Annotated in this window: 17 protein-coding genes; 9 read left to right on the plus strand and 8 right to left on the minus strand. The window is 68.6% G+C overall.

Annotation, left to right across the window (positions count from 1 at the left end; all coding sequences use genetic code 11):
• Positions 1 to 7: 7 nt before the first annotated feature.
• The 7 genes from AMD30_RS02300 (at position 8) to AMD30_RS02330 (ending at position 8,596) form a co-directional block, all read left to right on the plus strand.
• On the plus strand, positions 8 to 574 hold the full coding sequence (locus AMD30_RS02300; protein WP_055474610.1) for a TetR/AcrR family transcriptional regulator: 567 nt from the start codon (positions 8 to 10) through the stop codon (positions 572 to 574).
• A 160-nt stretch (positions 575 to 734) separates the two neighbouring features.
• Positions 735 to 2,348: a GMC family oxidoreductase gene (locus AMD30_RS02305; RefSeq protein ID WP_055474611.1), complete on the plus strand. Its 1,614-nt coding sequence runs from the start codon at positions 735 to 737 to the stop codon at positions 2,346 to 2,348.
• A 112-nt stretch (positions 2,349 to 2,460) separates the two neighbouring features.
• Positions 2,461 to 4,014, plus strand: a complete 1,554-nt coding sequence (locus tag AMD30_RS02310; RefSeq protein ID WP_055474612.1) for an acyl-CoA synthetase — start codon at positions 2,461 to 2,463, stop codon at positions 4,012 to 4,014.
• Between the two features lie 175 nt (positions 4,015 to 4,189).
• Positions 4,190 to 5,854 (plus strand): thiamine pyrophosphate-binding protein, encoded by a 1,665-nt coding sequence (locus AMD30_RS02315; protein WP_055474613.1) that lies wholly within the window; start codon positions 4,190 to 4,192, stop codon positions 5,852 to 5,854.
• Entirely contained in the window at positions 5,851 to 6,516 is a 666-nt protein-coding gene (locus AMD30_RS02320; protein ID WP_014926687.1) for a hypothetical protein, read from the plus strand. The genes AMD30_RS02315 and AMD30_RS02320 overlap by 4 nt, the downstream gene beginning before the upstream one ends.
• Positions 6,513 to 7,541: a 3-oxoacyl-ACP synthase III family protein gene (locus AMD30_RS02325; protein WP_055474712.1), complete on the plus strand. Its 1,029-nt coding sequence runs from the start codon at positions 6,513 to 6,515 to the stop codon at positions 7,539 to 7,541. Before AMD30_RS02320 ends, AMD30_RS02325 begins: the two co-directional genes overlap by 4 nt.
• The gene (locus tag AMD30_RS02330) at positions 7,538 to 8,596 is read left to right on the plus strand and encodes a pyridoxal phosphate-dependent aminotransferase (RefSeq protein ID WP_055474713.1); all 1,059 of its coding nucleotides are present in this window, start codon (positions 7,538 to 7,540) and stop codon (positions 8,594 to 8,596) included. Before AMD30_RS02325 ends, AMD30_RS02330 begins: the two co-directional genes overlap by 4 nt.
• On the opposite strand, the gene AMD30_RS02335 is transcribed toward AMD30_RS02330, so the two are convergent.
• On the minus strand, positions 8,580 to 10,208 hold the full coding sequence (locus AMD30_RS02335) for an ABC-F family ATP-binding cassette domain-containing protein (RefSeq protein ID WP_010841029.1): 1,629 nt from the start codon (positions 10,206 to 10,208) through the stop codon (positions 8,580 to 8,582). The genes AMD30_RS02330 and AMD30_RS02335 overlap by 17 nt on opposite strands.
• 99 nt (positions 10,209 to 10,307) lie before the next feature.
• On the opposite strand from AMD30_RS02335, the gene AMD30_RS02340 reads away from it, so the two are divergent.
• Complete coding sequence (locus tag AMD30_RS02340) at positions 10,308 to 11,117, plus strand: SDR family oxidoreductase (RefSeq protein ID WP_010841028.1); 810 nt, start codon at positions 10,308 to 10,310, stop codon at positions 11,115 to 11,117.
• A gap of 58 nt (positions 11,118 to 11,175) precedes the next feature.
• Positions 11,176 to 12,303: a lycopene cyclase family protein gene (locus tag AMD30_RS02345; RefSeq protein ID WP_055474714.1), complete on the plus strand. Its 1,128-nt coding sequence runs from the start codon at positions 11,176 to 11,178 to the stop codon at positions 12,301 to 12,303.
• A 15-nt stretch (positions 12,304 to 12,318) separates the two neighbouring features.
• Here the strand turns inward: AMD30_RS02345 and AMD30_RS02350 are convergent, their stop codons facing one another.
• The 7 genes from AMD30_RS02350 to sufC form a co-directional block, all read right to left on the minus strand.
• A complete protein-coding gene (locus AMD30_RS02350; RefSeq protein WP_055474614.1) occupies positions 12,319 to 13,308 on the minus strand; it encodes an SGNH hydrolase domain-containing protein in 990 nt (329 codons plus the stop codon).
• Between the two features lie 23 nt (positions 13,309 to 13,331).
• A complete protein-coding gene (locus AMD30_RS02355; RefSeq protein ID WP_055474615.1) occupies positions 13,332 to 14,570 on the minus strand; it encodes an acyltransferase family protein in 1,239 nt (412 codons plus the stop codon).
• Between the two features lie 105 nt (positions 14,571 to 14,675).
• Positions 14,676 to 15,068, minus strand: coding sequence for a J-domain-containing protein (locus tag AMD30_RS02360; RefSeq protein ID WP_055474616.1), 393 nt, complete (start codon positions 15,066 to 15,068; stop codon positions 14,676 to 14,678).
• Between the two features lie 103 nt (positions 15,069 to 15,171).
• The gene (locus AMD30_RS02365; protein WP_055474617.1) at positions 15,172 to 15,597 is read right to left on the minus strand and encodes a metal-sulfur cluster assembly factor; all 426 of its coding nucleotides are present in this window, start codon (positions 15,595 to 15,597) and stop codon (positions 15,172 to 15,174) included.
• Positions 15,594 to 16,061 carry a Fe-S cluster assembly sulfur transfer protein SufU gene (gene sufU / locus AMD30_RS02370; protein ID WP_055474618.1) on the minus strand — a complete coding sequence of 156 codons (468 nt, stop codon included), beginning with the start codon at positions 16,059 to 16,061 and terminating at the stop codon, positions 15,594 to 15,596. The genes AMD30_RS02365 and sufU overlap by 4 nt, the downstream gene beginning before the upstream one ends.
• A gap of 3 nt (positions 16,062 to 16,064) precedes the next feature.
• Positions 16,065 to 17,354, minus strand: coding sequence for a cysteine desulfurase (locus AMD30_RS02375; protein ID WP_055474715.1), 1,290 nt, complete (start codon positions 17,352 to 17,354; stop codon positions 16,065 to 16,067).
• Positions 17,355 to 17,398: 44 nt separating this feature from the next.
• Positions 17,399 to 18,172, minus strand: coding sequence for a Fe-S cluster assembly ATPase SufC (sufC, locus tag AMD30_RS02380; RefSeq protein WP_010841019.1), 774 nt, complete (start codon positions 18,170 to 18,172; stop codon positions 17,399 to 17,401).
• Positions 18,173 to 18,217: the final 45 nt, after the last annotated feature.

The following is an 18,217-nucleotide window of genomic DNA, read 5'->3' on the forward strand; positions in this document are numbered from 1 at the left end:
ACGCGACGTGCCCAAGGTCAGCGATGACCGGCTTGCCGCGCGTCGTCGGGAGATTCTCGACGGCGCGCGGCATTGCTTCGCGGAGTACGGATACGACGGCGCGACCGTCAAACGGATCGAAGAGTCCACCGGCTTGTCCCGGGGTGCGATCTTCCATCACTACCGGGACAAGGAAGCGCTGTTCCTCGCTCTCGCGCGTGAGGACGCCGAACGGATGGCCGATGTGGCGGCCGAGCAGGGTCTGGTGCAGGTCATGCGCGACATGCTCACCCGGCCGCAGGATTTCGACTGGCTCGGGACGCGCTTGGAGATCGCACGAAAACTGCGGACGGACAACAGCTTCCGGGCGGAGTGGGTATCCTATTCGGCCGAGGTCGAGCAGGCGACACTCAACCGGCTGGAACGCGGCCGCCAGGCGGGGCGCCTGCGCGACGACGTGCCGACCGACGTCCTGTTGAACTATCTCGACCTGGTGCTCGACGGCCTGATCACCCGGCTGGCGACCGGACAGCCCACCGACGACCTACACGCCGTGCTCGACCTCGTCGAAGAGTCCGTGCGCGCGTCCGACTGAGCGCCTCATCCCGCCGTTCCGAGCCGAAGGTCATGGTCATCGTGCCGGCGGGTGTGTATCCCGCCCCGGTGACCGGGGACGAGCCGAGTGGTGATCCATCCCACAGTAAGCGCAAAGGGTTAAGGAGTTCCTAACCTTACTTAGCTCACGCTAAGGTTCCGTGGTGAACTACGACAATTCCGGTCCGGCAGTCTCTCGCCGGACCCTCATGCGCTCCGCGGCCGGCGTCGGGGCCCTCGCCGCGTTCGGCGCGACCGCGACTCCGGCGCAGGCGGCGCCGGGGCAGACCGCGATCGTCATCGGCACCGGCTTCGGCGGCGCGGTGGCGGCCCGACGCCTCGGCGAGGCCGGATACAAGACAACGGTTTTCGAGCGCGGTCGCCGCTGGCCGATCCGCCCGGACGGCAACACCTTCGCCACGACGACCAATCCGGACAAACGCGCGGCGTGGTTCGGCAGCCCGGCCGGCGCAAGTGCGGCGAGCGGCATCCCGGTCGAACCGTGCCCCGGCGTTCTCGACCACGTGATGGGCAACGGCGTCGAGGCCGTGTACGGCGCGGGCGTGGGCGGCGGGTCACTCGTCTTCGGCTCGTTCACGCCCGTCCCCCGCCGCCAGGACTTCGACCACATCTTCCCGGCGGCCGCGGACTACGCGCAGCTCTCCCAGACCTACTTCCCGCGCGCCAAGGCGGGGCTCGGCGTCTCGCCGCTGCCCGCGGACATCCTCGCCCATCCCAAGTACGTCGGCGCCCGCTCGTGGCTCAAGGTCATCGAGCGTTACGGCGCGTCACCGCACTTCTTCGACTTCGCCATCGACTGGGACATCGTCCGCGACGAACTCGCCGGCCGGGCCACCCCGTCGGTCTCCGCCGGCGAACTCAGCTACGGAGTCAACAGCGGCGCCAAGAAGTCACTCGACCGCAGCTACCTCCTCGCCGCCGAACGGACCGGCAACGTCTCCGTCAAGCCGATGCACGAGGTCTTCGACATCCGGCCCCGGTCGCGGCGCGCCGGATTCGTCGTCACCGCAAGGGTTCTCGACGAACAGGGGCGCACGGTACGCACCGTGACCAGCGAGGCCGATCATCTCTTCATGGCCGCGGGCTCCTTCCACACCACCCGGCTGCTGGTCGAGGCCCGCGCCCAGGGGCGCCTGCCACGGCTGTCGTCGCGCATCGGTGACGGCTTCGGCGTGAACGGCGACTTCCTCACCATCCGGGCGAACCCGCGCGAGGACTTCGGTGCCGTCCAGGGCGGACCGGGCTACGCCCGGATCTACGAGGACGATCTGCCCGGCGGGCCGGTCTCGATGGTCTATCAGGCCACCCCGCTGCCCGCCCCGCTCGGCAAGGCCGCGACCACCCACCTGGTGCAGGCGCACACCGACGAGCGCGGCACCATCGACTACGACCACCGCACGCGGCGCGCACAGCTGAACTACCCCCACCCGGCCGACCGCAATGACCTCGACCGCCGCAGCAATGCATTCATCGCACGGTTCCACGAACGCACCGAGGGCCGCTTCGGCTTCCGCGCGAACGGCACTCACATATCATCGCGAGCGCTCGGATTCGGTTCCGCGAGCACGTATCACGGACTCGGCGGCGTGGTGATGGGCGCGGCGGCCGACATGGACGGCGGCGTACGCGGGTACGACAACCTGTGGGTCGTCGACGGCTCGTTCGTCCCGGGCGCCGTGGGTCTGGTGAATCCCGCGCTGACGATCACCGCCCTCGCGGAACGCACCATGGACAGGTTTCTCGCGACGCACTGAGGATCTGCGAAATCGGACACGGCGCTAGGGTAATGTGACTCGCACCACCCCGAACGATCGTTAGATACGGTCGTTCGGGGTGACCATCCCTTCGTCACGAGGAGCGCCACCCTTGTTCCCTGGAGTCTTCGCGAAATCCACTCCCGACAAGCCGGCCGTCATCCGTGCCGCGACCGGTGAGGAACTGACCTACCGCCAGCTGGACGAGAACTCGACCCGGCTCGCCAACTACCTCGAGTCACTGGGCCTCCGGCGCGGTGACAACATCGCCGTGGTCTCGGCCAACGACTTCCACGTCTTCGAGGTGTACTGGGCGGCACTGCGCAGCGGCCTGTACGTGACCGCCGTCAATCACCATCTCACCGCAGCCGAGACCAACTACATCCTCTCCGACTGCAACGCGCAGGTCCTGTTCGCCGGCGCATCCGTCGTCGACGCCGTGGCGACGTCCGGGGAGATCGAGGCACTGGCGGGTCCGGGGCGACGCGTCGTCTGGGGTGGGGATCTCGACGGCTTCGAGAGTTACGACAAGGTCCTGGCGAATGCGTCGGCCGAGCCGCGCACCGACCAGCCGCGCGGTACCGACATGCTCTACTCCTCCGGGACCACCGGACGCCCCAAGGGCATCAAGACACCGATGCCGGAGGGACAGGTCGACGAGGTACCCGACGCCTACACCGCGATCTTCGCGCCGATGTACGGCTACGACGACACCGCCGTCTACCTCTCCCCCGCGCCGCTGTATCACGCTGCGCCACTGCGCTATTGCGGGATGACGAACTCGGTGGGCGGCACCGTCGTCATGATGGACCGGTTCGATCCCGAGGCGGCCCTCGCCGCCATCGAGAAGTACCGCGTGACCCACAGCCAGTGGGTTCCCACCATGTTCATCCGGATGCTCAAGCTCCCCGCCGACGTCCGCACGAAGTACGACGTCAGCAGCCTCAAGGTGGCCGTGCACGCCGCCGCACCGTGCCCCGTCGAGGTCAAGCGCGCGATGATCGAGTGGTGGGGACCGGTCATCCACGAGTACTACGCGTCGACCGAGGCCGCCGGTGCGACCTTCATCGGTCCGCAGGAGGCGCTGGATCATCCGGGTTCGGTGGGCAAACCGCTCCTCGGCGTGGTCCACATCTGCGACGAGGACGGCAGGGAACTGCCGACCGGTGAGGTCGGCCAGGTGTACTTCGAACGCGAGGAGGTGGCCTTCCAGTACCACAACGACCCGGACAAGACCCGCAAGGCCCAGCACCCCGAGCACGAGAACTGGTCCACCACGGGCGATGTCGGGTATGTCGACGACGAAGGCTATCTGTACCTGACCGACCGCAAGGCGTTCATGATCATCTCCGGCGGCGTCAACATCTATCCGCAGGAGGCCGAGAACGTCCTCATCAACCACCCCGCGGTGTTCGACGTCGCGGTGATCGGCGTTCCCGACGCCGACCTCGGCGAGGTCGCGAAGGCGTGCGTCCAGCTCGCCGACGGCATCGAGCCCACCGATCCTCTCGCCGAGGAACTGATCGCGTTCACCAGCGACAACATCGCGGCGTACAAGGCGCCTCGATCGGTCGACTTCGTCGACGACCTACCTCGTACGCCCACCGGAAAGCTCGTGAAAGGCGATCTGCGCAAGCGGTATTGGCCGGAGACGCCGGTCGGCTGAGGCGCCGGGCACTCGCCGAGTCACTCCCCCTGCCGCCGGACATTAGCTTACGCTAAGCTAATTAGCACTGAGTGTGTCCGATGTTCGGACACCGACGAATCGACCGGTGCCGCACCACGGTTCGGGGCTGGGAGTACAGGGTTTGAACGCGCGAGACGGGCACACGGCTCCTACGGTGGCCGACCGGGTCGTCGCACGACTGGTCGACGCCGGTGTGCGTACCGCCTTCGGCGTCCACGGCGCCAACATCGAAGACGTCTTCGACGCGGCCGTGCGGCACCCGCGACTCGCCCCGGTCGTCGCCAAGCACGAGTTCGGCGCCGGCGCGATGGCCGACGGGCACACCCGGCTCACCGGTGAGCCGACCGCGGTCCTGACGACGTCGGGCGGCGGGGCACTCAATGTCGTACCGGCACTGGGCGAGGCCTACGACAGCCGCGTTCCGGTGATCGCCCTGATCGGTTCGGCACCGACACCCGCGGTGGGACGCGGCGGGTTCCAGGACATGCTCGACCCGCCCGACACCGTCGACCTGCGTGCCGTGTTGTCCGGCGTGGTCGGCTTCTGCGGGCTGGTCGACGAGCCCTCCCGTCTCGACGGGGTTCTCGACGAGGCATTCGCCACCACGGCGCGGGGGCTACCGGCCGCGGTGATCCTGCCGAAAGACGTCCAGACGTCGCCCTGGACCGAAGCACATTCGCCACCGGCGAGGCCGGCAGACCTCGCATCGATGCCGGCCGCAACGGTCGACGATCTCGCCGACCGCCTCGCGGAGGTGGCGCGAGCCGGCGGGACCGTGTGCATCTGGGCCGGCGAGGAAGCATCCCGGCTCGGGCTGGCGGATGCCGTCGACAATCTCGCGGGCCTCCTCGGCGCCGCTGTCGTGGTCTCCCCGGGCGGCCGCGACATCGGCCGTACGTCGTGTTCCGGGGTCACCGGCGTGATGGGACATCCGTCGGCACACCGGGCCGTGCGCGATGCGCAGTTGATCCTGGCGATCGGCTGCCGAATGTCGATGACGGACCGCGCGGGCCTCGACGACGCCTTGGCGACGATCCCGGTCGTCCATCTCGGCGGCGCGCCGCCGCGCACCGCGGCCGCCGTCGAGCACATCGCCACGCAACGTCTCACCGACACCGTCGGCGCGATCCACCGGTCGCTCGCCGACCGGGTTCCCGGACCTCGCCCACCCCGGGTCCATCCGATCGAGCATCTGGAGGTCGTCCCGTCGGCGACGGCTGTCGGTATGCGCGACGCGCTCGTCACCATCGGCGACGCCCTCCCCACGGGCTGCGCGGTGTTCGCCGACGCCGGGAACACCGGTGCCGCGGCGATCCACCACCTCCCGTTCGGCGACGGTCGGTTCCGCGTCGGCCGGTTCGTCGTCGCATTGGGCATGGGCGGGATGGGGTGGGCGATCGCCGCGGGAATCGGGTCCGCGATCGCCGCGCGTCATCCGATCCCGGGCGGCCGGATCGTCGTCATCGCCGGTGACGGCTCGTTTCTCATGCACGGCATGGAGATCCACACCGCGATCGAACACGACGCGCCGATCACCCTGATCGTCCTCAACAACGACGCGCACGGCATGTGCGTCACCCGCGAGGCCCGCTTCTTCCCCGGCGCGCCGAGCGTCAACAGGTTCCGTCACACCGACGTCGCGGGCGGGCTCGACGCGATGTTCGCCGGCCTGGCGGTCCGCTCCGCCCCGGACCTGGAGACCCTGCATGCGGCGTGCGACGAGATGCTGTCGCGTCCCGGACCGAATTGCATCGTCGTGGATGTCGATCCCGACGAAGCACCCCCGTTCGCCCCACTGATCGCGAGAGGCACTCCATGACCACGCACTCCTCGGCCCTGTCCGACCTCGGGGACACCGCGGCCACGCTCGACGGCGTGGTCCGGGTGGAGACCCACCCCCGCTCCGCCAACACCGCACTCGTCGTCGACAAGGTCCGCTCGGTGTATCCCCATCACCAGGTGTTCGGCGACTACTGCCCTGTCCAGGGATACGTCGACGCACCTCCCCGCGAACTGTTCGAGTGGCTCGCCGACACGCGTTCACTCGAAGAATGGACCTACAGCACACGGGATTTCACGGAAACCGAGGAACCGGGCCTGTGGGTCGGACACGATCGCCTGAACGAGGACACGAAGATCTACGTCCGCACGGTGGCCAACGCCGACGCCATGACCGTCGACTATCACTGCGCGTGGGATCAGGGAAAGCATCTCTGGATGATCTACCTGATGCGCGTGGTCGACGCACAGCTCGTTCTCGACCGCCCCGGTTCGGTGGTCCTGTGGAACAACTGCCACCACCCGTTCTACGACGAGAACCCGTACCCCGACACCGCGCCGGCCGGTCGTGAGGAGTGGGTCGGTGACCTGTGGGACATGTTCGGCGCCGGACACCAGATCGAACTCGACAATCTCACGGCCATCGCCGAACACCGCCACCGCAACGGACTTCCGCTGACCCCCGAATGGATGCGCTCATGACCGCGATCGCCCCGGCCGTCTCCCTCGCCGATCTCGCCACCTACCGGCCCGCCGCACGGGTGCCCGCGGAGTTCTTCGCGCAGTTCGCCGAGGACGACGAACTCGCCGACAACGTCATGTTCCGGGCACCGGCCTTCCGCCACCATGCGGCCGACGGCGAGACCTCCGCGGACATGATCGTCGCGGCTGCGCGCCGGCTCCAGGACCGGCACGGCGACGGTTACCTCGATGACGTGGACGTCGTGCTCACCCACAGTCAGCTTCCGGAGGTCCCGGTCCGCGGGTGCGTGGGCGAGGTCGCCCACCGCCTCGGACTCGCTCCGCGGACCGTGCTCGATGTGCACAACGGCGGCTGTGCCGCGTTCGTCCATCTGATCGAGATCGCCGGCGCGCTCCTCCGCGCCGGCGGCGGTCGCAAAGCCCTGATCGGGTTGGCGCAGAACAGCGCCGGTCAGATCTTCACCCAGGATCAGGTCCGCGTGAAGGCGCAGGCCGCGATTCCCGGAGACGGGGCGGCGGTCGCGACCCTGACGCTCGGGGATGCGGGGAACCCGGTGCTGGGCACCGAATCCCGGTCCTTCGGCCAGTTCTCGGCGGACATGACCGCCGTCGCCCAGCCGGAGCGCAAGTACTGGGAGGCGGGTCCGGGCCAGATCCACGTGGGCTTCACCGAGGCGAAGATCGCGAAGGTCCTGGCCCGCGGAAACCGGATGGTTCCGGAAGTGGCTGTCGCGCTGGCCGATCGGATCGGCATTCGACCCGCCGACCTGGACGTCCTCGTCACCAATCAGCCGAACCGGATCTTCCTGCGCAACTGGCGCGAGGCCCTCGAGTTGCCCGAGTCGCGACATCCGGACACCTTCGACGAGTGCGGCAACCTGTTCGCGGTCGGGATACCGATGACACTCGACGCGGCGATCGACGACGGTCGCGTCCGCCCCGGAGACGTCGTGATGATGTCGGCGTTCGCCCATGCGGGCGACTTCGCCGCCGCCGGCGCGATCCGGTGGAGCGGGCGTTCGTGACCGTCGTCCTCCCCGATCCGTCGGGTGCACGGCTCGAACAGGCGCCCACGCGGTCGACGGACATCGTGCGATGCGACCGGAACGAGTCCGCGTACCCACCTCTTCCCGCCGTCGTCTCCGCGCTGCGTCGCCACTCGGCCGACGCGCACCACTATCCGTCCTTCCGTCCCGAGCACCTGCGGACGACGATCGCCGAGCACACCGGATCGGAGGCCGACAACATCACCATCGGCGCGGGTGCGACCGCGGTTCTGTCGGCGATGTTGCAGGACTCAGCGGCGCGGTCCCGGACCGCGGGCTGTCGGACACCTCGAATCGCCACCCCGGCACCGACATTCGAGGGCTTCGCACTGCTCGCCGACATGATCGGGATGATGCTCGACACGACCCCGCTGCTCGACGACGGGCGCCCCGACATGACCGCGCTCGCCGCGGCGGCCGGTCCCGACACCGCGGCCGTCATCGTCTGCAGTCCCCACAACCCGACCGGATCGGTGGTCACCGACGACGAGATCCGGGGATTGCTGGCGACCGTCGACGCGTCCACTCCGGTGATCCTCGATCAGGCCTACATCGAGTACAGCTCGACTGCGCCCGACATCGGGACGCTGCTGGCCGAGCATCCCAATCTGATCGTGGTGCGGACCTTCTCCAAGGCCCACGGCCTCGCGGGCCTGCGTGTCGGATACGCGATCGGATCGGCGACTTCGATCCGCGGCGCGCGGCGCCACGAAGTCCCCTTCTCGATCACCGCGGCCGCCGAACAGGCGGCGTCGCTCGCGCTCGCGGCCTCCGACGAACTGGCCGGCCGGGTGACTGCGATGCGCCGCGAACGCGACCGTCTCGCCGCCGCCCTGGACGACGCGGGCCATCCGGCGCTGCCGAGCGAGGCCAACTTCCTCTACGTGCCGGGTGCCGACGGCCTCGAGTTCGGTCGACGGTTGCGGTCCGCCGGAGTCGTCGGCCGGGAGTTCGACGGTCACGGTCACCGGCTGACGGTGCCTGACCGGGCCGGTACCGACCTGGTCATCGCCGCGATCAGGCGAGCTCGATGAGCTCCTGGTACTCGTCGCTCCAGTGGTCCTCGGTGCCATCCGGCAACAGGATGACGCGCTGCGGGTCGAGAGCGGCAGCTGCCCCGGGGTCGTGCGTGACGAGTACGACAGCGCCGGTGTAGCTCCGGAGGGCGTCGAGGACCTGTTCGCGCGAGATCGGGTCGAGGTTGTTCGTCGGCTCGTCGAGGAGCAGCACGTTCGCCGCCGACGACACGAGACCGGCCAGCGTGAGACGGGTCTTCTCGCCGCCCGACAGGGTGCCGGCCGGCTGGTCGAGCTGCGGACCGGTGAACATGAACGCGCCCAACAGGCTTCGGAGATCCTGCTCGCCCGCGTCGGGTGCGGCGTGCCGGATGTTCTCCCAGACGGTCGCCTGGTCGTCGAGGGTGTCGTGTTCCTGGGCGAAGTAGCCGATCTTCAGCCCGTAACCGGGCTCGAGGCGACCGGTGTCCGGCTTCTCCACCCCGGCAAGCATTTTCAGGAGCGTCGTCTTGCCCGCGCCGTTGAGACCCAGGACGACGACTCGACTGCCTTTGTCGATCGCCAGATCGACGCCGGTGAAGATCTCCAGCGAGCCATAGCTTTTCGAGAGACCAGACGTCATCAGCGGGGTCTTGCCGCAGGCGGCGGGTTCGGGGAAGCGGATCCGCGCCGTACGGTCGGCCACCCGCTCGTCGTCGAGCGCGTCGATCATCCGCTCGGCCCGCTTCAGCATGTTCTGGGCGGCCGTGGCCTTGGTCGCCTTGGCACCCAGCTTCGCGGCCTGCGTGCGCAGTGCGGACGCCTTCTTCTCCGCGTTGGCCCGTTCGCGACGACGACGCTGCTCGTCGGTTGCACGCGCGTCCAGGTACCGCTTCCAGGTCATGTTGTAGATGTCGGCCTCACCGCGCACCGCGTCGAGGAACCAGACCCGGTTCACCACATCGGCGAGCAGGTCGACATCGTGACTGATCACGACGAGCCCGCCCTCATGGTTCTGCAAGAAGCCGCGCAGCCAGGCGATGGAGTCGGCGTCGAGGTGGTTGGTCGGCTCGTCGAGCAGCAGGGTGGTGTCGGATTTACCGGAGCCGTCGGACGCCGCGAACAGGATGCGGGCCAGTTCGATGCGTCGACGCTGACCACCGGAGAGCGTGCGCAGCGGCTGGTTGAGGACGCGGTCCGGCAGACCCAGGCTGTTGCAGATGCGGGCGGCCTCGGACTCGGCGACGTACCCGCCGAGGGACGAGAAGCGCTCTTCGAGGCGCCCGTAGCGGGCGACCGCCTTGTCGCGGAGTTTGTCGTCGGCGGCCTCGGCCATCGCCGCCTGCTGCTTCTCCATGTCGCGCAGGATCTCGTCGAGCCCACGCGCGGAGAGCACCCGATCCTTGGCGAGGACGTCCAGATCACCCTCTTTGGGATCCTGCGGGAGGTAGCCGAGTTCACCGGAGCGGCGGATCGAACCCGCGTAGGGTTCGGTCTCCCCCGCAAGGATGCGCAATGTGGTGGTCTTCCCCGCACCGTTGCGGCCCACGAGGCCGATGCGGTCGCCGGGCTGGATGCGCAGCGCATCGCCGGGCGCCGACAGCAGGGTCCGAGCGCCCGCTCGTACCTCAAGGTCGGTCGCGGTGATCACGACGTTCCATTCTACCGGTGCCGCGCCACCGGTTTGACCACGCGCTCATCGCCGGCGACGCCACCGACTCCGCCCGCGGCGACACGGTGGACCGATACGGTGTGGAGCGTGACGCACTCCACACCGATTCCGCAGAACTTTCCCCAGTCCTCCGACCTCACGGGCCGCTCGGCACTGGTCACCGGCGCCAGTCGCGGCATCGGAGAGGCGATCGCGACCGAACTCGCCCGGCGCGGCGCCTCGGTCGTCATCACCAGCCGCAAGGCCGAGCCCCTCGAGGAGGCGGCCGGCCGGATTCGTGAGTCGGTGCCCGGCGCGACCGTCTCGGTGTGCGCGGCCAACACCGGTGACGCCGACGACCGGTCGGCTGCGGTGGCCGCGGCCGTCGCCCAGGGCGGTATCCACATCCTCGTCAACAACACCGGCATCGCGCCGCTGGCCGGCCCGCTGATGGGCGCCGATCTCTCCGCGTACCGCAAGACCTTCGACACCAACGTGGTCGCCGCGCTGGGGTTCGTCCAGGAGGCCTACCGGGCGGGGATGAAGGAGACCGGCGGTTCGATCGTCAACATCGCGTCCGTGGCGGGCCTGCGGTCGACCGGGGTGATCGCGGCCTACGGCACGTCGAAGGCGGCGCTGATCCGCCTCACCGCCGAACTCGCCTGGGAACTGGGGCCGAACATCCGGGTCAATGCGATCGCCCCGTCGGTCGTGCGGACGAAGTTCGCCTCGGTGTTCACCGAGGGCGACAACGAGGCACGCGTCGCGAGTTCGTATCCGCTGAAGCGCATCGGCGAGCCGGAGGACGTCGCCCGCGCCGTCGCGTTCCTCGCGAGCGACGAGTCGGCGTGGATCACCGGCGAAACCCTCACCGTCGACGGTGGCATGCTGGCCACCGGCGGTTCGTGAGCCTCCTGCCCGACGGCGCGTGCCCGTCCGGATCGCCGCCCGCGACGAAGGACGGGATGTGAGTTCTGGAGTCATCGTCGCGGGGGCCGGGCCGGCCGGGCGGGCCCTCGTGCACCGACTGGCACGCGCGGGTGTGTCCGTGACCCTCGTCGACCCGTCTCCCGAGCGGATCTGGCGGTCCACGTTCGCCTGCTGGTCCGACGAGCTGCCTGACTGGATCGATCCGGCCGCGATCGCCGCCGGCACCGCGCGCATCGGCGTCGCGGGTCGCGACCTCGAGGAGATCGCCCGCGGCTACACCGTCTTCGACACCCCCGGGCTGCAACGGTCGCTGACCCTCGACGGGGTTCCGGCCGTGGCCGCACGCGTGGTCGAGATCGACGGTGCGCGTGTGCATCTCGACGACGGAAAGGTCCTGACCGGCGAGGCGGTGGTCGACTGTCGTGGTGCGCTCCCCCACGACGCACCCCGGCAGACCGCGTACGGGATCGTCGTCGGCGCCCGGACCGCCGAGCCGATCCTGGCCGGACACGAAGCGCTGCTGATGGATTGGCGGGGCGGCGCGAAGCATCGTCGGGCGCTGCCGTCGTTCCTGTATGTCGTACCCCTCGGCGGGGGCGAGTATCTCCTCGAAGAGACCTGCCTCGCCGGATACCCCGCGCTGGGCCTCGACGAACTCCAGCGGCGGCTCGCCGACCGCCTGGGCGGTATGCCGTCGGAGATCCTGCGGGTCGAGCACGTCGACTTCCCGCTGACCGGCTCGTCGCCACAACCGTGGCGCGATCCCACTTTCCGGTTCGGCGCCGCGGGTGGTTTCAAGAACCCGACGACCGGCTACAGCGTCGCGACATCCCTGATGTGCACGGACGCAGTGGTCACCGCTCTTGCCTCGGGTCGCGACCCCGCCACCGAGCTGTGGCCGTCGTCCGCCCGCGCGGTACACAACCTCCGTCTGCGCGGGCTCAGCGCGCTACTGCGGCTGAGTCCTTCGCAGACCATCGCCTTCTTCGAGGCGTTCTTCGCCATGCCCATCGCCGCCCAGCGCAGCTATCTCAGCGGACGCGACGATCTCACCGGCACGATGGGCGCGATGACGCGTGTCATCAAGGCCGTCGACATGCGCACCCGCGCCGTGGTGGCGCGGGGTGCGATGTCGACGCCGGCGTGGGCCGGCGACACCGACTGACCGCTCGCGCAGGTGTCAGGGTTGCGCGCGCAGCGCGGGCGCCATGATCTCCTCGAGCGGACCCGACAGGTGGCGGGCGTACTGCCCCGTCACGTGGAACTTGCCGGAGTACACCAGCCGGTCGGCGATCACCGCGGGGCACGTCTGAGCGCAGAACCAGGGGTCGACGTCGATGAAAGTCTGTCCGGTGAGCTCCGCGGCAGCCGACCACCCCGCCTGGACCGGGAGGGCGTCGCTGGCCGGTTCGGCGCACCGGATGAGGTCGGCGGGGTTGGCCGCCACGCACTCCGACGGACTCTGTGACGGACGCGGGACACCGCCGAGCAGAAATGCCCTCGCGCCCGCCGGCAGGTCGTTGATCGTGGAGACCAGGCCGTCGCGCCACACCTCCGGCGTCGTGTCCCGTCCTGGTCCCTGGTTGCCGCCGTCGTGCCAGCCGGCCATCACGACGATCTCGGCGTTCTCGCGGGCGATGGTCTCCATCCGCCAGTCCTGCCAGTCGTCACATTCGGTGTAGGCCCGCTTGAGCTGCCACTGGTAGTACGTCAGCGCGGCCGGTCCGCAGTTGCTCTTGGTCAGCGCGAGTACTCGCCAGCCGTGGCGTTTGCCGACGAGATCGAGCGCCGAATGCCACATCGATGCCGCCGAGTCGCCGATCAGCGCCACGGTCCGGTCGCTGGTCGTGTCACCGAGGATGCACGGTCCGATGTCGTCGAGACGGCTGACCTCCAGGGGTGGTTCGCACCCCTCGATCGACCATTGATCGGAGTAGTCACCGCTGGCGGCGAGCAACTCGTCGGTGGTGATCGTCGGCGGGAGGTCTCGCACCGCGGTCGCGGCCCGGACCGCTGCGAGAACATCGGCGGTGGACACCGCCGCCGGGACCGCCTCGGACTCCGACGTAGCGGCGGCGGGCCGTTCGGGCACCGCCTGGCAACCGGCCACCATCACGGCCACACACAACGACACGACCGCCACGACCGTGGCGGTGACTCTCCTGGTCATCCGCTGACCCTTTCGTGAAACTCTCAGAACAGTTGTTGGACAAGGGGAACGGGGAGCGCCCATCGATAGCGCTCGAATGCTGCGACCGCGAACACGACCGCGATGCTCACCGGGATGACGGCCAGGCTCCACCACGGCCGGCCGGCGAGTCCGCGCGACCGGCGGATCGGGTTCTCGAACGCGTGGTAGATGACCGCCGCGCACACGACGGTCACACCGACGAGAAGCAGCTGCATCGGCAGCGTGAAGTCGGCGCCGATGCGGGCGGCGGTGAGGGTGAACAGCGGCCAGTGCACGAGGTAGAGCGAGTACGAGATGTTCCCGAGGTAGACCAGCACGCGGGTGCCCAGCACCGACACGGGAACCGTGCCGCGACTGCGCATTCCGGCGATCAGCACCGCGGCGGTGCCGAACACCGGGACGACGGCGACCCACCCCGGGAAACCGTCTGTGCCGTCCAGGGCCCCGACCGACCACGCGATGGCCGCGAACCCGGCCCAGCCTAGCGCGGAGGCCACGACCGGCCGATCCGCGACAGCGTTCATCAACCACGGGCCCGCGACGGCGAGCAGACAACCGACTGCGAGCTCCCAGGCGCGGGTGAACGGCGAGAAGAAGGCCTCGGTCCCGTTGACCGGCGTCAGCACGATCGAGTAGAGGTAGGCGGCCACCGCAAGCACGATCAGAAGAGCGAACAGCAACTGTCGCAACGTCACCCGGCTCGTCCGGGCGGCGACGCCGATCGCCACGATCATCAGCGCCGGCCAGACCAGATAGAACTGCTCTTCGACGGCCAGCGACCAATAGTGCTGCAGCGGTGACGGATCGGCGCCGAGCCGGGCATAGTCGGACCCGGTCTCGATGAAGTGGACGTTCGCGAGGAACAGCGACGCGGCCGTCGCGTCCGGCAACACCCGGGCGCCCCGGACGAAGTTCGTGAACTCGAATGTCGCGATGACGGTGAGAACGATGACCAGGGTCGCCGCGGGCACGATACGTCGCGCACGTGCGGCGTAGAAACCGAGGAACCAGGCGCCGCGCGATTCGGTGGACCGCCGCAGGAGCATCTGGGTGATGACATACCCGGAGATCACGAAGAAGACGTCGACGCCGATGAAACCACCTGGGAAACCGGGCATTCCGACATGGTCGAGGATCACCACCAGAACCGCGACCGCGCGCAGGCCCTGCACGACGGGACTGCGAAGGTGTCCGGAAACGGCGGGCTGATCATCGCGCGCGGCACCGACTGCGACTGCCACCGGCCCCTGCCTTCGCTCCCCTGTGAGCTACCCGCGCAGCTCCTGAGGCGAAGCTAGCATGCAGGTTAGGCTAACCTCAAATCCTGGCATCCCGGGCACTACCGATCAGCGCGGCAGTGCCCGCCAGCGCCTGATCATGTCGTCGACGTCAACGGTGTGCGCGACGACACTGTGCGGCAGCGCGATCTGGCGCGACGCGAGATGTGCTTCGCGCACACGGCGATTGAAGTCGACGAGGATGTCACGGACCGCCGCCTCGTCGGCGATGTCGCGCAACGACTCCGGGAAGTCCTGCGCCTCCCGGCGCAATTGCAGCGGCGCGGGAAGCAGCGCCGACGAGTCCAGGTTCTCGTCGCGGATCTTGCGTTTGACCCACCAGTCGGGGTCGTCGCTGTCGGTGAGATCGAGCGGCTTGCCCGCGCCCGGCAGATTGTCGAACTCGCCGCGTTCGGTTGCCTCGCGGATCATCCGCTCGACTCGCGACTCGAAACGTCTCATGCGATCAACTCCTCGCACGTCCAGCACCATGATCAAAAAAACGCCGGCACCCGGTCACCGATGGTGACCCGAGTGCCGGCGCGTGGGAGTTCCCGACCGTCGGCTAGACGGTGAAGCCCAGGGCGCGCAGTTGCTCGCGACCGTCGTCGGTGATCTTGTCGGGGCCCCACGGCGGCAGCCAGACCCAGTTGATCTCCAACTCGGTGCACAGACCACTGCTGACCAGTGCCCCGCGGGACTGGTCCTCGATCACGTCGGTCAGCGGGCAGGCCGCCGAGGTGAGGGTCATGTCGATCTTCGCGACCGCGTCGTCGGTCACCTCGATCCCGTAGACCAGCCCGAGGTCGACGACGTTGATGCCCAGCTCTGGATCCACCACGTCGCGCATGGCCTCCTCGACGTCCTCGATGGCCGGCAGCGAGGTCGCCGGTGCCGGGGGTGTGCCCGTCACGCCGGTGTCGGTGGTCGCTGTCTCGGTGGTCGCTGTATCGGTGGTCGCTGTATCGGTGGTCACTGTGTCGTCAGTCATGCTGTCTCCGCTCGTGTCTCGTGGCTTTCCATCGTCTGCGCGAGTGCGTCCTTGAAGGCCATCCAGCCCAGGAGTGCGCACTTGACGCGCGCCGGGTACTTGCTCACTCCGGCGAAGGCGATCCCGTCGCCGATGACGTCCTCGTCCCCGGCGTCCTTACCGCGTGAGGTCATCATCGAGCTGAACGACTCGACGGTGGCCAGGGCTTCCCCGACCGGGCGGCCGACGATCAGATCGTGCAGCACCGACGTCGACGCCTGCGAGATCGAACACCCCTGTCCGTCATAGGACACGTCGTCGATCCGGGAGCCGTCGTCGGACACCGCGACGCGTAGGGTCACCTCGTCACCGCAGGTCGGGTTGACGTGATGGACCTCGGTGCCGAACGGCTCACGGAGTCCGCGGCCGTGCGGATGTTTGTAGTGATCGAGGATCACTTCCTGGTACATCTGTTCCATCCGCATGGCTCAGACCGTCCCGAAGAACTTCTGCGCCTTCACGATCGCGGCGGCGAGTGCATCGACCTCGTCGAACGTGTTGTAGGCGGCGAACGATGCGCGTGCGGTCGCTGCGACACCGAAGCGACGATGCAGCGGCCACGTGCAGTGGTGACCGACCCGGATGGCCACGCCCTCGTCGTCGAGGATCTGACCGAGGTCGTGGGCGTGGATGCCGTCGACCAGGAAGGCCACGGCCCCGCCGCGATTCTCCGCGGTCTGCGGTCCGATGATCCGTACGCCGTCGATGCCGGCGAGCTGCTCGAGCGCCCGCGCCGTCAGCGCGTGCTCGTGCGCGGCAACGGTTTCCATGCCGAGATCGGTGAGGTACCGCACCGCAGCACCGAGTCCGACGACCTGCGAGGTCATCGGCACGCCGGCCTCGAACCGCTGGGGCGGCGGAGCGTAGGTCGACGCCTCCATCGTCACGGTCTCGATCATCGACCCGCCGGTGATGAACGGCGGCAACGCGTTCAACAGGTCCGACCTGCCGTACAGCGCGCCGACGCCACTGGGACCGAACATCTTGTGGCCCGAGAAGGCAGCGAAATCGACGCCGAGGGCGCGGAAGTCGACCGCCATGTGCGGCACCGACTGGCACGCGTCGAGCACGACGAGCGCGCCCACCGCGCGAGCGCGTGAGACGAGCTCGGCCACATCGGCGACCGCGCCGGTCACATTGGACTGGTGTGTGAAGGCGACGACCTTCACCGACTCGTCGAGGGTCAGCGAATCCAGGTCGATGCGGCCGTCATCGGTCACCCCGAACCACCGCAGGGTCGCACCCGTGCGTCGGCACAGCTCCTGCCAGGGAACGAGGTTCGCGTGGTGTTCGAGCTCGGTGATGACGACGGTGTCGCCGGGTCCGAGTGCTGAACCGCCGAGAACATCGGCGGCCCGCGGGTCGCCGAGGGTGTAGGTCACGAGGTTGAGCGCCTCGGTCGCATTCTTGGTGAACACGAGTTCGTCGGCGGATGCCCCGACGAAACCCGCGATGACCTCGCGGGCGTCCTCGTAGGCGTCGGTCGCCTCCTCGGCGAGCTGGTGCGCACCGCGATGCACCGCGGCGTTGTGATGCGTGAGGAAGAACCGCTCGGCATCCAGCACCTGGACCGGACGCTGCGAGGTCGCGCCGGAATCCAGATACACCAACGGCTTCCCGTCGCGCACCGTGCGGGACAGGATCGGGAAATCAGCCCGCAACGCGTCGACGTCCAGTGCCGCGGGAGCCTGTGTCGTTGCCTCTGTCGAGAGTGTCACCTGGTACACCTCCTGTACTGAGGGACTCGGACCGGTCGGGTGACTCAGACGGCCTTGGCCGCCGAGGTGAACCGCTCGTACCCGTTCTCCTCGAGCACGTCGGCGAGCTCGGATCCACCCGACTCGACGACGCGCCCGTTGACGAACACGTGCACGAAGTCCGGCTTGATGTATCGCAGGATGCGCGTGTAGTGGGTGATCAGCAGCACGCCGCCGTTGTCGCGCTCCTTGTAGCGGTTCACGCCCTCGCTGACGACGCGCAGGGCATCCACATCCAGGCCCGAGTCGGTCTCGTCGAGGATGGCGATCTTCGGCTTCAGCAGATCCAGCTGCAGGATCTCATGGCGCTTCTTCTCGCCACCGGAGAAGCCCTCGTTGACGCTGCGCTCGGAGAACGACGGATCGATCTCCAGGGCGGTCATCGCCTCCTTGGTCTCCTTGACCCAGTGACGGAGCTTGGGCGCCTCACCGCGGACGGCAGTGGCGGCGGTGCGCAGGAAGTTCGACATCGAGACACCGGGCACCTCGACCGGGTACTGCATGGCGAGGAACAGGCCGGCGCGTGCGCGCTCGTCGACGCTCATCTCGAGGACGTCTTCGCCGTCGAGCGTGATCGACCCGGAGGTCACCTGGTACTTGGGGTGTCCGGCGATGGCATAGGACAGCGTGGACTTGCCCGAGCCGTTCGGGCCCATGATCGCGTGCGTCTCACCGGACTTCACGGTGAGGTCGACACCCTTGAGGATGTGGATGGGCTCGGCGTCGGTGTCGGTCTGGACGACGTCGACGTGCAGGTCACGGATTTCGAGTGTGGTCATGTGTGTTCTTTCTCAGGCTGTGGAATGTTAGTGGTCCGGCGCGCA

It is taken from the genome of Gordonia sp. HS-NH1, from assembly GCF_001418765.1.
Lineage (GTDB): Bacteria > Actinomycetota > Actinomycetes > Mycobacteriales > Mycobacteriaceae > Gordonia.